Source organism: Lichenibacterium dinghuense, assembly GCF_021730615.1.
Taxonomy (GTDB): domain Bacteria; phylum Pseudomonadota; class Alphaproteobacteria; order Rhizobiales; family Beijerinckiaceae; genus Lichenihabitans; species Lichenihabitans dinghuensis.
The window spans coordinates 715880-734362 of sequence record NZ_JAJLMN010000001.1 but is presented as its reverse complement, the minus strand read 5'-3'; the positions used below and the strand labels follow the sequence as shown (position 1 = coordinate 734362).

Sequence of the window (18483 nt, the reverse complement as noted above, 5' to 3'; positions counted from 1 at the left end):
GGCGGGGGAGCGCCTCATCCGTCGCCGAAGCGCCTCACCATTCTCTCCCCGAAGGCGGGAAGGCGCAACTCACTCGGCCGCCTGCGGCAGCGGCGCCCGCGGCCCCGCCGGCAGGCGCCCGTCGAGCGGGAACACCTTGGCGGGGTTGAGCAGCCAGTCGGGGTCGAAGGCGGCGCGCACGCGCATCTGCTGGTGGAGGTCGGCCTCGTCGAACTGGTGGCGCATCAGGTCGCGCTTCTCGATGCCGACGCCGTGCTCGCCCGTGAGGCAGCCGCCCACCTCGACGCAGAGCTTGAGGATGTCGTTGCCGGCCTCCTCGGCCTTCCGCTGCTCCTCGGGATCGTTGATGTTGTAGAGCACGAGGGGATGGAGGTTGCCGTCGCCGGCGTGGAACACGTTGGCGGCCTTGAGGCCGTAGCCGTCGGTGATCTGCCGGATGCGGCGCAGCACCTCGGGCAGGCGCCCGGTCGGGATGGTGCCGTCCATGCAGATGTAGTCGGCCACGCGCCCCGTGGCGCCGAAGGCGGACTTGCGCCCCTTCCAGATCGCGGCCGTCTCGGCCGCCGAGCGGCTCTCCTTGATGGTCTTGACGCCGTGCTCCCGCGCGATGGCGATGATCTTGCGCAGTTGCTCGGTCATCTCGGCCTGGCTGCCCTCGACCTCGATGATCAGCATCGCCTCGACGTCGAGCGGGTAGCCGGCGTGCGCGAAGGCCTCGCAAATCTCGATCGCGACCTTGTCCATGTATTCCATCGCGACCGGCACGATGCCGGCGCCGATGATGGCCGACACCGTGTCGCCGGCCTCCTCGACGGAATCAAAGCCGAACAGCACCGGCTGCGCCCCTTCTGCGGCGCGCAGGATGCGGACCGTGGCCTCGGTGACGATGCCGAGCTGCCCCTCCGAGCCCACCACGAGGCCGAGCAGGTCGAGCCCCGGCGCGTCCATGTGCTGTCCGCCGATGTCCACCACCGTGCCGTCGACCAGCACCATGCGGCAGCCCAGCACGTTGTTGGTGGTGACGCCGTATTTCAGGCAGTGCGCCCCGCCCGAGTTCATGGCGATGTTGCCCGCGATGGTGCAGGCGAGCTGCGACGAGGGGTCCGGCGCGTAGAAGTAGCCCTCGTGCGACACCGCGCCCGTGATGGCGAGGTTGGTGACTCCCGACTCGACCCGCGCGGTGCGGTTCGGGTAGTCGATCTCCAGCACGCGGTTGAGCTTGCCGACCCCGACCACCACGGCGTCGGGCTGCGGGATGGCGCCGCCGCAGAGCGACGTGCCGGCGCCGCGCGGGATGACCTTGACGCCCTCGCGGTGCAGGTAGCGCATCACCGCCGACACTTCCGCGGTCGAGCGCGGCAGCACCACGGCGAGCGGCACCTGCCGGTAGGCCGTGAGCCCGTCCGTCTCGAAGGCGCGGCGCTCGTCCTCGCTGTCGACGAGGCATTCGGGCGGGAGCAGGGCGGCGAGGCCGGCGACGATCTCGGCGCGGCGGGCCACGATGGAGGGGTCGGGGGCGGGGAAGGCGATGGCCGACATGAGGGGTCCTCCCGGGACGAGGTCTTTCGATCAATATAGAGATCGGGTCGACGCTTGTGAACGGCAGGCCGCGAAGACGGCCATCGGAGATGCAGGCCTCGCGCAATTTCCGCCGTGACGAGTCGCTGGCTCCTCTGAATCGAAGTAACGGCGCTAGCGGAACTCGCGCTGACTCCGATGCGCTTCATGCTTTTTCGATTATACAGGTCATAGAGTCGGGTTTCCGATATAAATCCACTCCGCAGCGGCACAGCATCTGCCGATAGTTGAAAGTTTCCGACCCACATTGATAGCAGCGCAGGGGAAGGGCGGACCTCCGATATATCTCGACTTGAGATATGTCGGCGAACAGACTGGTGACCTGATCCGGGCTGAAATACCCGGGCGCGCTCAGGTTCGAGGCGATTCCGGCGGTCAACGGCTGTGCCGTCGCTTTCAGATGTTCGAAGGCGAGAAGTACGTGTAGTGCGTTGGGCGACGGTGGCGACATATAACGTCCGAAGTCGGCGTTGTCCGGGTGGGACGAGTGAATGTCTTCCAGGAAGTAGAGTCCGGAGGAGCGCAGGTGTGGCATGGCCTCCAGCAGGCACGTGGCTTGATGTTGCGGGATATGACTCCCGTCCTCGACGATGAGGTCAAAACGGCGGTCGAGCTTCTCGAAGAGGCTCCGGACGGCGGCTCTGTCGCCCTGATCTAGTCGGGCATATTCGATTCGATCTCCAGTCGGCCAACGATCCTTCGGCGGGCTGATGTCGACCCCGACGATCCGTGCATCGGGAAAGCGCCTCATCAGCCATCGGATGCTGTCGCCGTCGAGGACGCCGAATTCAAGAATATCTTGCGCGTTGCCTAGACGCGCGAGCGCCCGATCGTAGGTTTCGGTGAACCGATGCCAGAAAATCTTGTCGCTTTCCCGCCCCTCGCTGCTTCCCCACATGGATGTGCCTAGACTCACCGCGTCGTTCGCCGGCCCTTGCAGTCCCATCAACAGTTCCTGACAGCGCGCGACGAAACGCTCGTGGTTGGCTTCATGCCGGATCCCGAAAGCATGGAGAAAGAATCCGCCATAGACCGTGTTGTAGCCGAACTGGATTTCTGCCCTCAGTGGCCAGACTGGAACTTCGACATCGGAGGGCCAGATCAGCTGGATCGAACGGCCCCTCTTCTCGCAACAGTAGGTAAACTCTTCGCCCACGTCGCCGCGTTCGGTGGGCTGTGCGGAGGGCTGTCCGAGGTCGTTCCAAAGCGCTTTCGAGATACCCATGCAGAACGGCCCGGCATAAAGGTGGTCGCCGTTTTGAATGTGATTTGCCTTCTGGACGGAACCGACGAGAACGCCTCGCGCCGCCGCTTCCGCCAGCATCGGTAGAGCGTCGCAGTTGAGCGGTATGCAATCGATATCGAGGAAGATGAGGACGTCGCCGTCGATGTGTCTCAGGGCATCGTCGATCGCCTCGCCGCGTGACGCCGTTGTCCGCATCTGGAGAAAATTGAAATTTCTAGTGTTGAGCCTCGTGACGATTTGTTTTTGAAGATCGATGATTTTTTTAGGTACATTATCCATAAAGAAAGAGACTATGACAACTCGAGAATCTGTCGACGGCAGAAAAGTTTCGCCTTCTCGCAGTGCTGAAGTGGTGTTCATCTGGCGCAATCTCGTCGAGATGATAGTTAATGCCTCGCCCCGGTTCATCTTCTCAGGTATGAACTGCCTGCGTAACTCAGTCCGAAGCGCGCTCCGTGAGACAGTCGCCGTGGGTTGCCCATTTTGCTTCCGCTGCTCGTGATTGATTGTCGAGACATATTTCTGGTAGGACTCGCTGAAATCTGCATTCCGAGCACTGTGACCGATAATTTACGTTCGAGTCCTGTTGAAAAATAGCATTCCTGTATTAGCCATATAAGGAGCTCCATCTTTTCTCGCAAGCTCTCTTATTCGCGCTGTGTCCCCTTCGAGGAAATCACAGTCAACCCTTGCCATGTGGTCGATCCAATATTCGGCTGGTTGACAGTTGACGTGGTGATGGCCGATCTGACCCGGCACGGCGTGTGTCATCAGAATAATTCTGCCACTCAGAAGTGACCCGAGTAAATTGTCGATATGTTTTTCATCGATGTGTTCGACGACTTCTTGACAGTGTACCAAATCGACGCGAGTGAATGCCTTTGTTTTAGTGAGATCGACGCGTATGGTCGGATAAAGAGATGCGCCGACATTGATTTCCAGTCCCTCGACGGCCAATGTCTTCAGGCCTCTTTTAAAGAAGAAATGACTCGCATTGCCGGTTCCGCTGCCGATATCGAGAGCGGATTCGATGCCGAACCGTGTAATCACGTAGTCCCACACACTCGGGCAAAAGGTGTAGGGATCACCCACCGTGACGTTGCCGCCTAGGTGAGGATGTTCGGCGCTCGACGCGCTCCTGAGGCCGTTATAGGTGACGGACATGTTAGTCTCCTTCGGCAAGGGCACAGTGTCGGATGCAGGAGGGTTGGGCGAGCAGGGCGTCTCGTGCCGCTTGTCCGCCACATCCATCGCGATGTGCTCGGGGGTCACGCCGGAGCTTGGGCGAGGCGAGTTCGGAATCGACGGAGTACGTGAGCTGTGCTTCCCAGCGATTCTAGCCGCGAAAAGCTCCTGATAGGATCTTTTGCTCGCATCCCACCAAGACAGGCAGACTTGTCTCACCCGTTCAGCATCGCCGAACGCCAAAACGCGCTCGATGGAGGTCGATGCCTCACTCCAATCGTTGATCACCAGAGCGGGGTGTTGCCCCAACCACGATCGGTAATAGTCGCACTCTGCCCCACGCTCGACGATGGGGATGCACCCCGCCTCCAGCGCCTCGCAGAACCGGAACGTGTCGGGCGTCGAGAAGCCCGACGGGCAGGGCGCGAACAAGGACTGCTCCATCAGCCGCCGATAATCGTCCTGCGCCAAACCGTCAGCGGCATCGAAGCCTGACGACAGGTGGGTCCGGTGCGGCTTCGTGCCCTCCAGCGCTCGGAGCATGGCTTGGCGCGCGTCGCTGCGGGTGTGGCCGGCGAAGCTCCAGAGGAATGGCCGCTCCGCCGAGGCACGGTCGGCCGGATGCACCCTGTATCCCCGCTTGTAGCCCAGCGGGAACGTCACGACGTGCTTCAGGTCGTCATAGGCCGGCGACCATTGATTCCGGAAAACGGTCGCGCAGACGTCGTAGCAGGCCGTGTCGTCGCTGGCCCACTCGTCGCTGAGATGGATGAGGTGGATGCGAGAACCACGGGCGGCGCGGTCGATGTAGAAGTCCCGCTTTTCCGGCGTGAGCCGGTTGTCGCAGACGATGAGGTGGGCGTTCTTCGGGTCGTCGGTCGCCTCGACAGCATCGACGTAGTCGACGTCTTTCAGCAATTCCCGGATCCAGTCGATCTCGAACAGCGAGCGGTCGTCGCAGCGCCAAACGAGGCTCGGCGGCCCGAAGTCTCGCCGCGCCCGCACGATCCTGCACATGGCCGCGGCGTAGCGGGCCTTCGTGCGCTCGTCGTACCCCGTCGACCGGAGCTTCGTCTGCGCCTGGGCGACCTTGCCCTGGGCGAAGAGCCGTTCGGCCTCTTCGATGGCCGGCGATGTTGAGGGAGCAGCGGCCGATGTGGCGGGCCACGGCTCACCTCCAGCCACCGCGCGGAACGTCGGATCGTAGAGGCCGCGGACGTCGACCCCGATCTGACGCCGCAACGTTTCGATCCCCGCCGCTGGCATCGCCTCGATCCAGGTCCGGATCGCGCCGTGGTCCGGGTTTTCCTTCAGGGGCAGGGGCGGCGGCTCGCCGAGAGCGCGATAGTGCGCCGCCCATGTCGTCACATAGTTGACCGTCGCGCGCCGCGTGCGGGCCCGCGGGAGACCGCTCGACGCGGCCACCCGGAAGAACAGCCGATCGCCGACCGGGCTGATCCTGCGAGGCCACAGACCCCAGGTCGCGAGAAGCCCAAAGGACGCTGGCAGGAAGCAGTAGCAGTTGGTGTCGGCGAACTCCTCCGAGTCCTCGTCCGACATCGGCATCGCCGAAAGGTCGGTCCGCCGGATCGTTCGGGACGTCGTGACGATCCCGCAGGCGTCGAGCCCCGCGCCGAGCGCCGACCGCAGGCAGAGCTCGACGTGGTCCGGCTCGTACCAGCAGTCGGCGTCGAGGAAGCAGATGGCCGCGTAGCCGGCCGAGGCCGCCAGCAGCGCGCCGAGCGCCCGCGGCGTGTCGCCGGCGTCGCGGCTCGCCCGGTCGTTGCGCAGATGGCGCGCGACCTCGCCGTCGAGCCAGTCCTGTGGCTTGCCGTCGGCGACGAGGATGTGGTCGGTCCTGACGGTCTGCCGCTTCACGGAGTCGACGCAGCGCCGCAGCGTCTCCGGCGTTTCCCCGTGATAGGGCGTCACCACGGCGATCCGCGGGGCGCGGTCCTCGCCGAGCGTCCCGGTCCACAGCGAGTTCTGCGCCTTGAGGCGGTCGTGGACGAAGTCGCGGTTGCCGAGCACTCGGGTCCGCGTGCCCGGGTCGAGTTCCGGGCGCCCGAGGATGATCGACCAGGCCACGAGCGCGTCCATGTCGCGGCCGACCCAGGACGCGTTCACGGCGTATTCGTCGAGCAGCCCGACGTCGTAGACCCAGGGCTGGAGGAACAGGCCGGACTCCGGCTGCGGCAGGGCCACGCCCCGCGTGGCGGCGGCGAGGCCGCGCCCGTGCTCGCCGCGCTCCCGGCAGATGCGGGCGGCCGACTGGTCCGCCTCGGCGCGTCCGGGCACCGCCGCCGAGGCGCGGTCGAGCACCCCGAGCACGGCGTCGGTCGTCTCGCCCTCCTCGGCCATCATCTTGCCGGCGTTGAGGAGGCTCTCGAACACCTCCTGCTCCCAGTGGCCGAGCTCGGCGCGCCGCAGATAGGCCGCGATCGCGGGGCGCCGCTGCCCGGAGTCGCGGTAGCTCTGCGCGAGGTAGAAGGTGTAGCGGGCGCGCAGGAACGGGTCCGTCTCCGGTTCCAGCGCGCGCTCCAGCACGGCGGCGTCCTTGCGGTACTTGTCGGGGTCGCGCGAGCGCCCGCCGTCCGCGCCGTAGACGATGTGGAAGCCCGCGGCGGGGACGCGGCGGAGGTCGCCGGGCGGCCCTTCGAGGTATTCGTGGAGCACGGACCTGTAGCGGTAGCCGTCGGCGTTGCGGAACAGCTGCGGCCGGCGGTACACGGTCCCGCCGTGGTGGATCGCGACGTCGTACATGTCGGCGTCGAGGCCGGCCTTGAACCGCGCCGCGTCGAAGCCGGGTTCGAAGGCGAGGCTGTCGTCGGCGTCCATCACGAGCGCGTAGTCCAGCCCGGCGCGCCGCCGCAACGCGTCCAGGGCCGCGCTTCTGTTGTGGGCGAAGTCGCGCCAGGGCTGCTCGATCACGTCGCCGTCGATGCTGTGGCGTGCGAAGTAGTCGCGCACGATCGCCTGCGTGCCGTCGGTCGATCCCGTGTCGACGATCACGGCGCCGTCGATGAGGGGCCGCAGGCTGTCGAGGCAGCGCGCGATCACGTGCGCCTCGTCCTTCACGATCATGCTCAGTCCGATCGTCGGCAAGGGTTTCCTCCGTCGATCCTTCGCGTCGGCCGAGACGATTCGGGGCCGACGCCGGGCGTATCATGGCGTGAGGCGCCGTGCGGCGTCGAGTGCAGCAGCCTCACTCTCTGCTTCCGCCCTTGCGGGGTCTGCGGTCCGCATCCGCCGGGATGCCGCTCACGGCGTCCAGGTCATGGTCACCTGTGCGGCTCCGTCTTCGGCCTTCCCCGTGAAGCCCAGCCCGGCGAAGAGCGCCAGGGACGGGACGTTGTTCACGAAGACGTTGGCCCACCCGCCGCGGCCGGCCCCAGACCAGCGCGCCATGGCGTCCCGTAGCACCGCGGCCGCGATGCCGCTGCGGCGCCACGCAGGGGCGACCGCGATGTCGACCACGAGGGTGAATCCGTCCCCGTCCGCCTCGACCAGCCGCCCGACCGGCACGCCCTCCCGCTCGATCACGCTGAAGCGCGCCTCGGGATAACGCTCGCGGTAGGCGGCGTCGCGCGACCGGAGTTGCAGGGAGAGAAGGGAGGCGATGGCCTCCCCGGTCAGGCCCGTGCTGCGGAGAAGCTCGCCCGCGTCGGCCGCGAAGAGGTCGCGCAGGAAACCGGCGTCGGCCGGGGCCGCGGGCCTCAGCGTCGCCGTCGTGGCCGGGTCGGCCCCCGGCCGACCCCCTTTCGGACCTGTTGCATTCCGCACCGAGTTCGGGCTTCTGTGCACCTGAAGGTCACCAGGGAGCGATCCTTTGTACGGCATGCCCACGTTCGACAACCTCCTCACGATCGAGGATTTCGCGCCCTATCTCGGCAGCGCCTTCCAGGTCGACGCGACACCCAAGGCGGTGGACGTCCGGCTCGACCAGATCGAGCGCTACCCGCACAACCCCCTCAATCTGCGGGAGCCGTTCACCTTGTTCTTCTCGACGCCCTTCTCGGCCCTGCTCGTCGCCGGAACCTACCGCATGCGCGCGAGGGATGGGCGGGTGATCGAGATCGACCTGAACCCGACCCAGACCATGCCCGGCCCTCGCCGCACCTATCACGCCGTGTTCACCTGACGTCTGCGCGCCTTCGTGTTCACGAGCGGGTGGGGAAGAGGCCCTGGAGCGCGATGCAGGTGTTGATGACCTGGAACGGAGGCAGGATCCCGAACTTGGTGCCACTTCCGGTCTGGCCGATCGATGACGGATCGAGCGGCGTCGTGCTTCCGGCCGGACCATAGACCTGAACCGAAACCGGCTGACCCTGGCCGTCCGCGCCGTTGGCGGTTGCCAGGACGCTCCCGCCCGGGGCCGCTTGGCTGGCCTGCGCGGAGCTGCCGTTCAGCGCGTGAGTGTGGGGCGGCAGGTTCGTGGTCTGCAACGTCGCCGTCTCGGCGCCCCCGGTCTGGCCCATGACGTAGCTGCTGCCGCCCGGCTGCTGGCCTTGGCCCATCATGGTGCGGCCGCGCAGGTCGGGCAGGCCGAAGGTGGACGAGCCGTTTCCGCCATAGGCGAAGTTGAGCAGGGCGAAGAGGGCCTGGTTCTGTGAGACGTTGAGGATCTGACCCTGGCATTGCGCCCACCCAGACGGCGCGAAGCCGAAGGCGAAAGGCTGAATAGTTCCAATGAAGACTTCCATGTCGATCACCATTCCTTTGGGGCGCTGAAACAGGGAGCGCATACTACCCATATATCAACTTTGCATTGATAGATCGGCTTTGCAAGAGCGAGAAAGCAATTCAACGGTGTTTTTCGGCGATGTCGAGCGGGAGCCAACAGCCGACGCCGGGCGAGGAACGGGTGAGCGCGCATCCGGTTCAGGCCAACCCTCGACGGCGACGGTTTCGGCGGCGCGGGTCGATCATTTTTCAACCGCGATGTTGCCGTCGTAACACACCTTGGATAGCATTCAACGAATTTAACAGAATCTTCTCGCCACATGCGGGCGTGGCCTGCTAGATTCTGAGCTGGAAGTGGTCACGGCGGCAGCGCCGCAGGGGAGCGTGAGATGGCGTCGAGTCAGGGTGTGATCACGATCACCGGGCAGTATCAGGCCGGTTATATCACCACCAGTAAACTTGCCAACACGAACGTCATCCAGTTCTACGACTCGTCCTCCTCGACGAGCTTCGGAAACTATCTGGGCCAGACGTCGAGCGTGCTTCTGATCGGCGGCGATTCGTCCAACTCGACCAACGAGACTGTCAGCTTCACCTTCACCACGGAGGTGCCGGCCGGCGTCTACTCGGCCGCGAATGGGACGTCGATCACCGCCTACGTCGTGGTGGCCAACAACGCGTCGACCATCTCGCTCGCCAACTTCCAGGGCAATTACCCCAACACGGACTCAATCACGACCCAGACCGGCGCTCAGTCGATCGGTGCGACCCCTTCCGGTCCCGTCCCGACGGGCGTCGCCGGCGCGTCCGGCGCGACGGGCGAGTATTTCAAGCTGCAGTTCAACGACATCACGGTTGTCGCGGGCGGGGTCGGCGGCACCGGCGGAACCGGCGGCACGGGCGAGGCTGGCGGAACCGGCGGCACCGGACGCGCTGGCGGCACGGGCGGAACCGGCGGCACGGGCGGAACCGGTGGTGTAGGCGGAACCGGCGGCACGGGCGGCGTCGGCGGTACGGGCGGCACGGGTGATGCTGGCGGCACGGGCGGAACCGGTGGCACGGGCGGCGTCGGCGGCACGGGCGGCGTCGGCGGCACTGGCGGCACGGGCGGCGTCGGCGGCACGGGCGGCGTCGGCGGCACTGGCGGGACCGGCGGCACGGGCGGCGTGGGCGGCACGGGTGGTGCCGGCGGCACGGGCGGAACCGGCTTCGTCGGCGCCACCGGCGGCACGGGAGCCAACGGCGGCAATGGCGCGCCGGGTAGCGTCGGTCCCACCGGCGGCACAGGAGCCAACGGCGGCGATGGGGCGCCGGGCAGCGTCGGTCCCACCGGCGCGACCGGCGGGCAGGGCACCATCGGCGCCACCGGGCCTCAGGGTCCCACCGGTCCGCAGGGCCCGGTCGGAGCCACGGGCCGCGCCGCGGCGGCGGGCATCGCCTTCGTGGCCACCGTGCAGAACGCGGACGGCACGACCACCTTCCGGTTCTCGGGCGGGAGCTACTTCGATAACAAGTCCTACTCGGCCCTGACCGACACGCGGAACAGCGACAACCAGCTGCTGGTCGAGACGCGCGACAAGAACGACGGCTCGCACGGCGTGTCGATCTACCAGGGCGGGCAGACCGTGACGTCGAGCTTCTTCGACACGTTCCACAACAACGGGGCGCCGGACACGACCTTCGTGTTCAACCCCGGCTACGGCAGGGACGTGGTGGACCTGTTCCGGGTGGACGGGCCGGACCACGACGTGCTGAGCTTCAAGGGGTCGGACTACGGCAACTCGATCGCCGCGGTGCTCAACAACAGCCGGGACACGGCGGCGGGCCTCCTGCTCACGGACCCGACGGCGTCGAGCCCCGGGGGCGGGCCCGGCACGCACGACACGCTGCTGCTCAAGGGCATCACCAAGCAGCAGCTCGTGCAGAACCAGGCGGACATCGAGTTCCACAGCTGACCCTGCGGCGCGGCGGCTCCGGCCGCCGCCCTCTCCCCTCGGCCGACCGCGCCTTCCCGAAAGGCGCGGCCGGCCGAAACCGGTTGTCGCACCCCGCGGCCGGGCCTATAGCGGGGGACGCCCCCGATCCCGCGATCCGTCGGGGGCCTGGGCGCGGGCCACACTGCCAGCACGGGCGAGATGACGGACCTCTACCACCACCCTCTCTGCCCGCATTCGCGCTTCATCCGCCTGATCCTCGGCGAAATGGGGACAGAGCCCGACCTGATCGAGGAGCGCGTCTTCGACCGGCGCCGGGACTTCCTCGTGATGAACCCGGCCGGCACCACGCCGGTCCTGGTGGAGGCGCCCACCGGCCCCGTGCCGGGCGCGGGCCCCATCGCGGAATACCTCGACGAGACGCGCGGGCCCCAGCTCGGCGACCGGCGCCTGATGCCCGACACGGCGGCCGGCCGCGTCGAGACCCGCCGCCTGCTCGACTGGTGGAACGGGAAATTCTTCGCCGAGGTGTCGAGCCACCTCATCACCGAGAAGGTGTACAAGCGCTTCATGACCGCCGACCAGGGCGGCGGCGCGCCGGACATGGACGCCGTGCGGGTGGCGCGGGCCAACATCCGCTACCACATGCGCTACATCGGCTTCCTGATCCGGAGCCGCAACTGGCTGGCCGGCGACCGCCTCACCTACGCCGACCTCGCCGCGGCCGCCCACCTGTCGGCGATCGATTTCCTGGGCGACGTGCCATGGGCCGAGGACGAGACCGCGAAGACCTGGTACGCGCGGGTGAAGTCCCGCCCGTCCTTCCGCGCCCTCCTGGCCGACCGCGTGCCCGGCATCGTGCCGAGCCCGGTCTACGCCGACCTGGATTTCTGAGGGTCGAAGCGACCCGGCATCGTCCGCGTGCCCATCCCTCCCTCATCCCGAGCAGGAGCCAGAGGCTCCGTATCGGAGGACGCAGGAGCGGCCCGCCGCTGCGCCCGATCCGCCTGCGTCCTTCGACAAGGGCGCTCCGCGCCCTGCTCAGGATGAGGGAGGGGCGCGACATGGCGCGGTCCGCCTGACGTGGTCCCCGACCTGAAATCCCGCATCGCCGCCCGCGCGCTGGCGCTCGGCTTCGACGGCTGCCGCGTCGCCGCGCCGGACGCCGCGCCCGAGGCCGCCGGGCGGCTGCGCGCCTGGCTCGCCGCCGGCCGCCACGGCACCATGGGCTGGATGGCCGACACGGCCGAGCGGCGCGGCAGCCCCGCCGCGCTGTGGGCCGACGTGCGCTCCGTCATCATGCTGGGGCTGAACTACGGCCCCGAGGTCGACCCCCGCGCGGTGCTGGCGCGGCGCGGCGCCGGCGCCGTGTCGGTCTACGCGCGCCACCGCGACTACCACGACGTCGTCAAGGGCAAGCTGAAGGACCTCGCCGGCTTCGTGGCCCGGCAGGGCGGCGGCGCCGACGTCAAGGTCTTCGTCGACACCGCGCCCGTGATGGAGAAGCCGCTGGCCGAGGCCGCCGGACTCGGCTGGGCCGGCAAGCACACCAACCTCGTGTCGCGCGACTTCGGCTCCTGGCTGTTCCTGGGCTCGGTTTTCACGACGCTCCCGCTGGAGCCGGACCTGCCGGGAACGGACGCCTGCGGCTCGTGCCGGGCCTGCCTCGACGCCTGCCCGACGGGCGCCTTCCCGGCGCCCCGCCAGCTCGACGCGCGGCGCTGCATCTCCTACCTGACCATCGAGCACAAGGGCACGATCGACCGCGCGCTCCGCCCGCTGATGGGCAACCGCATCTACGGCTGCGACGACTGCCTCGCGGCCTGCCCGTGGAACAAGTTCGCTGTCGCGGGGCGCGACGCCAAGCTGCGCGCGCGGGACGACCTCGCCGCGCCCTCGCTCGACGCGCTGTCGCGGCTCGACGATGCGGGCTTCCGCGCGCTCTTCTCGGGCAGCCCGATCAAGCGCATCGGGGTCGACCGCTTCCTGCGCAACGTGCTGATCGCGATCGGCAATTCGGGCGACGCCGCCCTGGCGCCGCGCGCCGCGGCGCTGCTCGCCCACCCGTCGCCGCTCGTGCGCGCCATGGCGGTCTGGGCCGGGCGGCGCCTCGTCGGAACCGAAGGGCTCGCCCTCGCGTCACCCGGAAGCCGCGCCACCGAAAGGGACGCCGGCGTCCTGGCCGAATGGGAGCACCCGTGAATCTCTTCGTCTTCGGCATCGGCTACACGGCCGGCCACTATCTGCGCCACCACGCCGGGCACTTCGACCGCGTGGGGGGCACGGTTCGCTCGGCCGACAAGGTGGCGGCGCTCGCGGCCGACCGCATCCCCGCGCGGCGCTTCGACCCGCCCGAGGCCGACCCCGGCATCGAGGCGGCGCTCGGCGAGGCGGACGCCCTGCTGGTGTCGGTGCAGCCGGGGCCGGAGGGTGACCCGGTGCTGGTGCGGTTCGGCATGGCGATCGCGGAAGCGCCGCGGCTGAAGCGCATCGCCTACCTGTCGACCATCGGGGTCTACGGCGACCACGGCGGCGCCTGGATCGACGAGGACGTGCGCCCCGCGCCGGACACCGACCGCGGCCGCGTCCGCCTCGCGATCGAGGAGCGCTGGCTGGCGCTGGGCTCGCGCGCGAACAAGCAGGTGACGGTGCTGCGCCTCGCCGGCATCTACGGGCCGGGCCGCAACGCCATCCAGGACATCCGCGACGGCGACGCGCGCCGCATCGACAAGCCGGGCCAGGTGTTCAACCGCATCCACGTCGACGACATCGGCCGGGCGATCTCGGCGGCGCTGCTCCACGACGGGGTGGGCGGCGCCTGGAACATCGCCGACGACGAGCCCGCGCCCGCGCCCGACGTGGTGGCTTATGCGGCGAAGCTGCTCGGGGTGGTGGCGCCCCGGCTCGTGCCCTTCGCCGAGGCCGAGCTGTCGCCAATGGCGCGCAGCTTCTACGGCGCCAACCGCCGCGTCTCCAACGCCGGCATGAAGGAGGCGCTCGGGGTGCGGCTCGGCTACCCGACCTACCGCGACGGGCTGTCGGCGCTGATGGCCGGGGAGGGGTAGGGGCCACGCCCGGCGCCGGCCGCACGAGCAGGCCGGCCAGGTCGAGCCGCGCCCGACACAGCTTTCCAACGTGTAATGTGCGCCCGATCGGGGCGGCCTTGCGGCGCCGCGCCGCGCATCACCATATCGGAGCGCGACGGGGATCCGCCCCGCCCCCGCAGGTGAGACATGTCCCCCCCGCTCCGCCGATCCTTCCACGCCGTCGCGCTCGCCCTGTCGCTGGCCGCGCTGGCGCCGCTGGGCTCCACCGCGGTCGACGCCAAGGCGGGCTCCGGCTCCTCCTTCGGGTCGCGCGGCGCCCGCACCTTCTCGCAGCCGGGCTTCACCCGCACGGCGCCCGGCGGGGCCGCGCCGATCCAGCGCTCGGAAACGCCGCAGGGCGCCTTCGGCGGCGGTGCCGCCCCCGCGCCTTCGCGCGGCTTCGGCTTCGGCTCGGGGTTGGCCGCGGGCCTGCTCGGCGCCGGGCTGTTCGGCCTGCTCGGCGGCGGCCAGGGCTTCGGCCTGCTGCCGCTGCTCTTGATTGGCGCGCTGGCCTTCTTCGCCTTCCGGCTGTTTCGCGGCCGGTCCATGCCCGGCCTGGCCGGCGGCCCTTCCCTGCGCAGCGGGCTCGGCGGCGGCGGCGCGCCGGGCATGGGCTTCGGGTCCGGCCTCGGCGCCGGCGGCGGGCAGCGCCACAATGCGGCGCCGCTCGCGGTGACGCCGGCCGACTTCGACGCCTTCGAGAGCGCCCTGGTCGACATCCAGACCGCCTACGGCCGCGAGGACGCGCCGGCGCTCGGCCGCCTCACCACGCCCGAGGTGTTCCGCATCTTCGACACGGACCTGCGCGCCAACGCGGCCCGCGGCGTCCACAACGACGTGCGCGACCCGCGCCTGCTGCAGGGCGACCTCGCCGAGGCTTGGCGCGAGGGCCCGACCGACTACGCCACCGTGGCGATGCGCTTCGCGCTGCGCGACGTGACGGTGGAGCGCGCCTCCGGCCGCGTGGTCGGCGGCGACCCGTCCCGCCCGACCGAGAGCACGGAACTGTGGACGTTCCGGCGCGACCGCGGCGGCCCGTGGCTGCTGTCGGCGATCCAGCAGTCCCGCTGAGCGGGACCGAGCGGGCGCGCCGGCGCGCCGAAACCCGCCATGGCGTCGACGCATTGCCCCGTCGACCGAGGGGACGCGAAGACCGATGCCGAGACAGGACCCCCACGACTGGATGTGGGCCGAGGCGGTGGCCATGCTGGCCCGTGCGGAGCACGGGCAGCGCGCCGAGCGGCCGGACGGCGCCCCGCCGAGCCGCCGCGCCGCGCGCCCGGCCGCCTGGACCCCCGCCGTCGACGTGATCGAGACCGAGGCCGCGGTGCTGATCCTCGTGTCGCTGCCCGGCGTCGCCGCCGACGCCGTCGAGGCCGCGTTGGAGGGCGACAGCGTGGTCGTCTCCGGCCGCCGCACCCTGCCGCCGGAGCTGCAGACCGCCGTGATCCACCGGCTGGAGCTGCCCATGGGCCGCTTCGAGCGCCGCATCCCCATCCCGCCGGGCCGCTACGACGGCGTGCGCCGCGACACGCGCGACGGCTGCCTGCTGGTCAGCCTGCACAAGGCGTGAGAGCCATGACCGACACAGACCGCACCATCCCCGCCGCGGACGAGCGCTCCGCCGACGCGCGTCGCCCGGCCGTCTTCGAGGTGGCGGCGCCCGCCGAGGCGCCCGGCGGCGAGACCCGCGCCGCCGCCGCGGCCGCGCCGGAAACGCTGATCATCCTGCCCGTGCGCGACGCCGTGCTGTTCCCCGGCACCGTGTTCCCCATCGCGCTCGGCCGCCCCGGCTCCATCGCGGCGGCCCAGCAGGCCGTGCGCGAGGAGAAGCAGATCGGCATCCTGATGCAGCGGGACGCCGCGAAGGCCGAGCCGACGGCGGGCGACTTCCACCCGTTCGGCACCGTCGCCAACGTGCTGCGCTACATCTCGACGCCGGACGGCCAGCACCACGTCGTCGTGCAGGGCGAGTCGCGCTTCCAGGTCGAGGAGTTTCTGCACGAGCAGCCGTTCTTCCGGGCGCGCGTCCGCCTCGTCGTCGAGCCCGAGCAGCACTCGCCCGAGATCGAGGCGCGCTTCGCCAACCTGAAGCGCATGGCGCTCGAAGCCTTGGCGCTGCTGCCGCAGGCGCCCTCGGACCTCGTCGGCGCCGTGCAGAACGCGCCGAGCCCGTCGCAGCTCACCGACCTCGTCGCGGCCTACCTCGACTTCCCGGTCGAGCAGAAGCAGGAGCTGATCGAGACGATCGACCCCGTGGCGCGCATCGACAAGGTGGTGGCGCTGCTGGCGCACCGGCTCGAAGTGCTGCGCCTGACCGCCGAGATCGGCCGGCAGACCAAGGCCACCTTCGACGAGCGCCAGAAGGAGGCCGTGCTGCGCGAGCAGATGGCCGCCATCCAGCGCCAGCTCGGGGAAGGCGACGCCGGCCGCGCCCAGGAGGTGGCGGACCTGTCGGCCGCCATCGCCAAGGCGGGAATGCCGCCCGAGGCCGACGAGGCGGCCCGCAAGGAGCTGCGCCGCTACGAGCGCTCGTCCGACGCCTCGCCGGAGTCGGGCATGATCCGCAACCACCTCGACTGGATGGTGGAGCTGCCCTGGGCGCTGCCGGACGAGAAGCCGATCGACATCGCGGACGCCCGGCGCGTGCTCGACGCCGACCACTTCGGCCTGAAGAAGATCAAGGACCGCATCGTCGAATACCTCGCGGTGCGCAAGCTCGCCCCGAACGGCAAGGCCCCGATCCTGTGCTTCGCCGGGCCCCCCGGCGTCGGCAAGACCTCGCTCGGCCAGTCGATCGCCCGCGCCATGGGCCGGCCCTTCGTGCGCGTCAGCCTCGGTGGCGTCCACGACGAGGCCGAGATCCGCGGCCACCGCTCGACCTATATCGGCGCGCTGCCGGGCAACATCGTGCAGGGCCTGCGCAAGGCCGGCGCCCGCAACTGCGTGATGATGCTCGACGAGATCGACAAGATGGGCCGCGGCGTGCAGGGCGACCCTTCGGCCGCCATGCTGGAGGTGCTCGACCCCGAGCAGAACGGCACCTTCCGTGACAATTACATCGGCACGCCCTTCGACCTGTCGCGCGTGGTCTTCATCGCCACCGCCAACATGCTGGACACGATCCCGGGGCCCCTGCGCGACCGCATGGAGATCATCACGCTCGCCGGCTACACGCGGGCCGAGAAGGAGGAGATCGCGCGCCGCTACCTCGTGCCGCGGCAGGCGGAGGCCAACGGGCTGAAATCCGGCCAAGTCGAGCTCGGCGACGACGCTTTGCGCGCGGTCGTGGCGGACTACACGCGCGAATCCGGCGTGCGCAACCTCGAGCGCGAGGTGGGCTCGGTGATGCGCCACGCGGCGGTGAGGATCGCCAGCGGCGAGGCCGAGCGGGTGGTGGTGACGCCGGCCGACCTGCCCGCGATCCTCGGGCCGGCGCGCTTCGAGGGCGAGACGGGGATGCGCGCGGGGCTGCCCGGCGTCGCCACGGGCCTCGCCTGGACGCCGGTGGGGGGCGAGATCCTGTTCATCGAGGCCGCGCGCTCGCAGGGGCGCGGCGGCCTGATGCTGACGGGCCAGCTCGGCGACGTGATGAAGGAATCGGCGCAGATCGCGCTGTCCCTCGTCAAGGGTCGCGCGGCCTCGCTCGGCATCGACCCCAAGGCGCTCGACGGCGCCGACATCCACGTCCACGTGCCGGCGGGCGCGACCCCCAAGGACGGCCCGTCGGCCGGCGTCGCCATGACGCTGGCCCTGGTGTCGCTGCTGAGCGGGCGCCCCGTGCGGCCCGACACGGCCATGACCGGGGAAGTGTCGCTGCGCGGGCTTGTGATGCCGGTCGGCGGCATCAAGGAGAAGGTGCTGGCCGCGGCCGCGGCCGGCATCACGCGCGTGATGCTGCCCGCCCGCAACCGGCGCGACTACGACGACATCCCCGAGGACGTCCGCGCCGCGCTGGAGTTCGTGTGGCTGGAGCGGGTCGAGGACGCGGTGGCGGCGGGGCTGGAGCCGGGCGCGGCGGTGGCCGACCGGGCGGCGTGAGGCGTCGCAGATCATCGTCGTCCGGGAGACGATGGTCGCTCGGCGCCTCGAACGGAGGGCAGCGATCATTCAGGGGCTACTCTTCGTCCCCCGTCGGCCCGGCGGGACGGTCTGATCGGACCTGAGCGAAGCCTCCATCGCGTGCGATGTTCTCGACGTCTCGCGCGCCGTGCAAGACTCTGACGACGATGATGTCGTGCTCGTCGTGCGTGTAGTAGATGGCGTACCGGCCCTCGAAGGTCACGCGCAGGTTCGGTGCGAGCCTGTCACGTCCTGGGCCCAGCTTTGGAAAGCTTCGGAGCGGGAGGCACGCGCTCTCGATCCGCTGGATCAATCCCGTGGCGACCGCTTCGGAAGCCACGCCAGCGACGTGATTCCAGATTTCGGCGAGATCCGCTTCGGCCGCAGCGGTGAGCCGAAGGCTCAGCGGCGGGCCGACAACGCCCTCCCTCGCTCGACGATGCGGGCCGTGTCGAAATCCGTGACACGGCCCGCAGCCACGTCGGCCATGCCGATGGCGATGTCAGCTTCGAGCGTCGCGCCGGCCCGGGGCCGGTGCGAGCGCCGCAGGGTCCAGTCCTGCAGCGCTGAGCGGACGATGTCGTCCGCCGATGCGTAGTCTCCAGCCTCGACGGCCTCACGGATCGTGGTTGCAATCTCGCCGGAGAGTGAAACAGTCAGGCGCTCTGCATCGGTCATCGGTCCGCTCCGTCGATCGAGGTGAGCCTGC

At 69.5% G+C, this 18483-nt stretch carries 15 protein-coding genes; 8 read left to right on the top strand and 7 right to left on the bottom strand.

Annotated features, from left to right (window positions below; genetic code table 11):
* Positions 1–69 precede the first annotated feature (69 nt).
* The 4 genes from L7N97_RS03440 to L7N97_RS03425 all read right to left on the bottom strand — a co-directional run bounded on the left by L7N97_RS03440 (position 70) and on the right by L7N97_RS03425 (position 7792).
* On the bottom strand, positions 70–1539 hold the full coding sequence (locus L7N97_RS03440) for an FAD-binding oxidoreductase (protein ID WP_237476971.1): 1470 nt from the start codon (positions 1537–1539) through the stop codon (positions 70–72).
* 184 nt (positions 1540–1723) lie between these two features.
* Positions 1724–3184 (bottom strand): class I SAM-dependent methyltransferase, encoded by a 1461-nt coding sequence (locus tag L7N97_RS03435; RefSeq protein ID WP_237476970.1) that lies wholly within the window; start codon positions 3182–3184, stop codon positions 1724–1726.
* Positions 3185–3394: 210 nt separating this feature from the next.
* Positions 3395–7093 carry a glycosyltransferase gene (locus tag L7N97_RS03430; RefSeq protein ID WP_237482023.1) on the bottom strand — a complete coding sequence of 1233 codons (3699 nt, stop codon included), beginning with the start codon at positions 7091–7093 and terminating at the stop codon, positions 3395–3397.
* A 177-nt stretch (positions 7094–7270) separates the two neighbouring features.
* Positions 7271–7792 (bottom strand): GNAT family N-acetyltransferase, encoded by a 522-nt coding sequence (locus tag L7N97_RS03425; protein WP_237476969.1) that lies wholly within the window; start codon positions 7790–7792, stop codon positions 7271–7273.
* A gap of 55 nt (positions 7793–7847) precedes the next feature.
* On the opposite strand from L7N97_RS03425, the gene L7N97_RS03420 reads away from it, so the two are divergent.
* Positions 7848–8150 (top strand): DUF6916 family protein, encoded by a 303-nt coding sequence (locus L7N97_RS03420; protein WP_237476968.1) that lies wholly within the window; start codon positions 7848–7850, stop codon positions 8148–8150.
* Positions 8151–8169: 19 nt separating this feature from the next.
* Here the strand turns inward: L7N97_RS03420 and L7N97_RS03415 are convergent, their stop codons facing one another.
* Positions 8170–8724, bottom strand: coding sequence for a phage tail protein (locus L7N97_RS03415; protein ID WP_237476967.1), 555 nt, complete (start codon positions 8722–8724; stop codon positions 8170–8172).
* A gap of 357 nt (positions 8725–9081) precedes the next feature.
* Between L7N97_RS03415 and L7N97_RS03410 the strand changes: the two genes are divergently transcribed.
* The 7 genes from L7N97_RS03410 (at position 9082) to lon (ending at position 17753) form a co-directional block, all read left to right on the top strand.
* Complete coding sequence (locus L7N97_RS03410) at positions 9082–10647, top strand: collagen-like triple helix repeat-containing protein (RefSeq protein WP_237476966.1); 1566 nt, start codon at positions 9082–9084, stop codon at positions 10645–10647.
* Positions 10648–10827: 180 nt separating this feature from the next.
* Positions 10828–11520: a glutathione S-transferase family protein gene (locus tag L7N97_RS03405; RefSeq protein WP_237476965.1), complete on the top strand. Its 693-nt coding sequence runs from the start codon at positions 10828–10830 to the stop codon at positions 11518–11520.
* Between the two features lie 189 nt (positions 11521–11709).
* Entirely contained in the window at positions 11710–12828 is a 1119-nt protein-coding gene (gene queG / locus L7N97_RS03400) for a tRNA epoxyqueuosine(34) reductase QueG (protein ID WP_237476964.1), read from the top strand.
* On the top strand, positions 12825–13691 hold the full coding sequence (locus L7N97_RS03395) for an SDR family oxidoreductase (RefSeq protein WP_237476963.1): 867 nt from the start codon (positions 12825–12827) through the stop codon (positions 13689–13691). Before queG ends, L7N97_RS03395 begins: the two co-directional genes overlap by 4 nt.
* A 168-nt stretch (positions 13692–13859) precedes the next feature.
* Positions 13860–14783: a Tim44 domain-containing protein gene (locus L7N97_RS03390; RefSeq protein ID WP_237476962.1), complete on the top strand. Its 924-nt coding sequence runs from the start codon at positions 13860–13862 to the stop codon at positions 14781–14783.
* Positions 14784–14868: 85 nt separating this feature from the next.
* Positions 14869–15285, top strand: a complete 417-nt coding sequence (locus tag L7N97_RS03385; RefSeq protein WP_237476961.1) for an Hsp20/alpha crystallin family protein — start codon at positions 14869–14871, stop codon at positions 15283–15285.
* A gap of 5 nt (positions 15286–15290) precedes the next feature.
* A complete protein-coding gene (lon, locus tag L7N97_RS03380) occupies positions 15291–17753 on the top strand; it encodes an endopeptidase La (protein WP_237476960.1) in 2463 nt (820 codons plus the stop codon).
* 76 nt (positions 17754–17829) lie between these two features.
* Here the strand turns inward: lon and L7N97_RS30480 are convergent, their stop codons facing one another.
* Positions 17830–18180 (bottom strand): type II toxin-antitoxin system RelE/ParE family toxin, encoded by a 351-nt coding sequence (locus L7N97_RS30480; RefSeq protein ID WP_428981044.1) that lies wholly within the window; start codon positions 18178–18180, stop codon positions 17830–17832.
* Positions 18177–18452: a ribbon-helix-helix domain-containing protein gene (locus tag L7N97_RS03375; RefSeq protein WP_237476959.1), complete on the bottom strand. Its 276-nt coding sequence runs from the start codon at positions 18450–18452 to the stop codon at positions 18177–18179. Before L7N97_RS03375 ends, L7N97_RS30480 begins: the two co-directional genes overlap by 4 nt.
* Between the last annotated feature and the right edge of the window lie 31 nt (positions 18453–18483).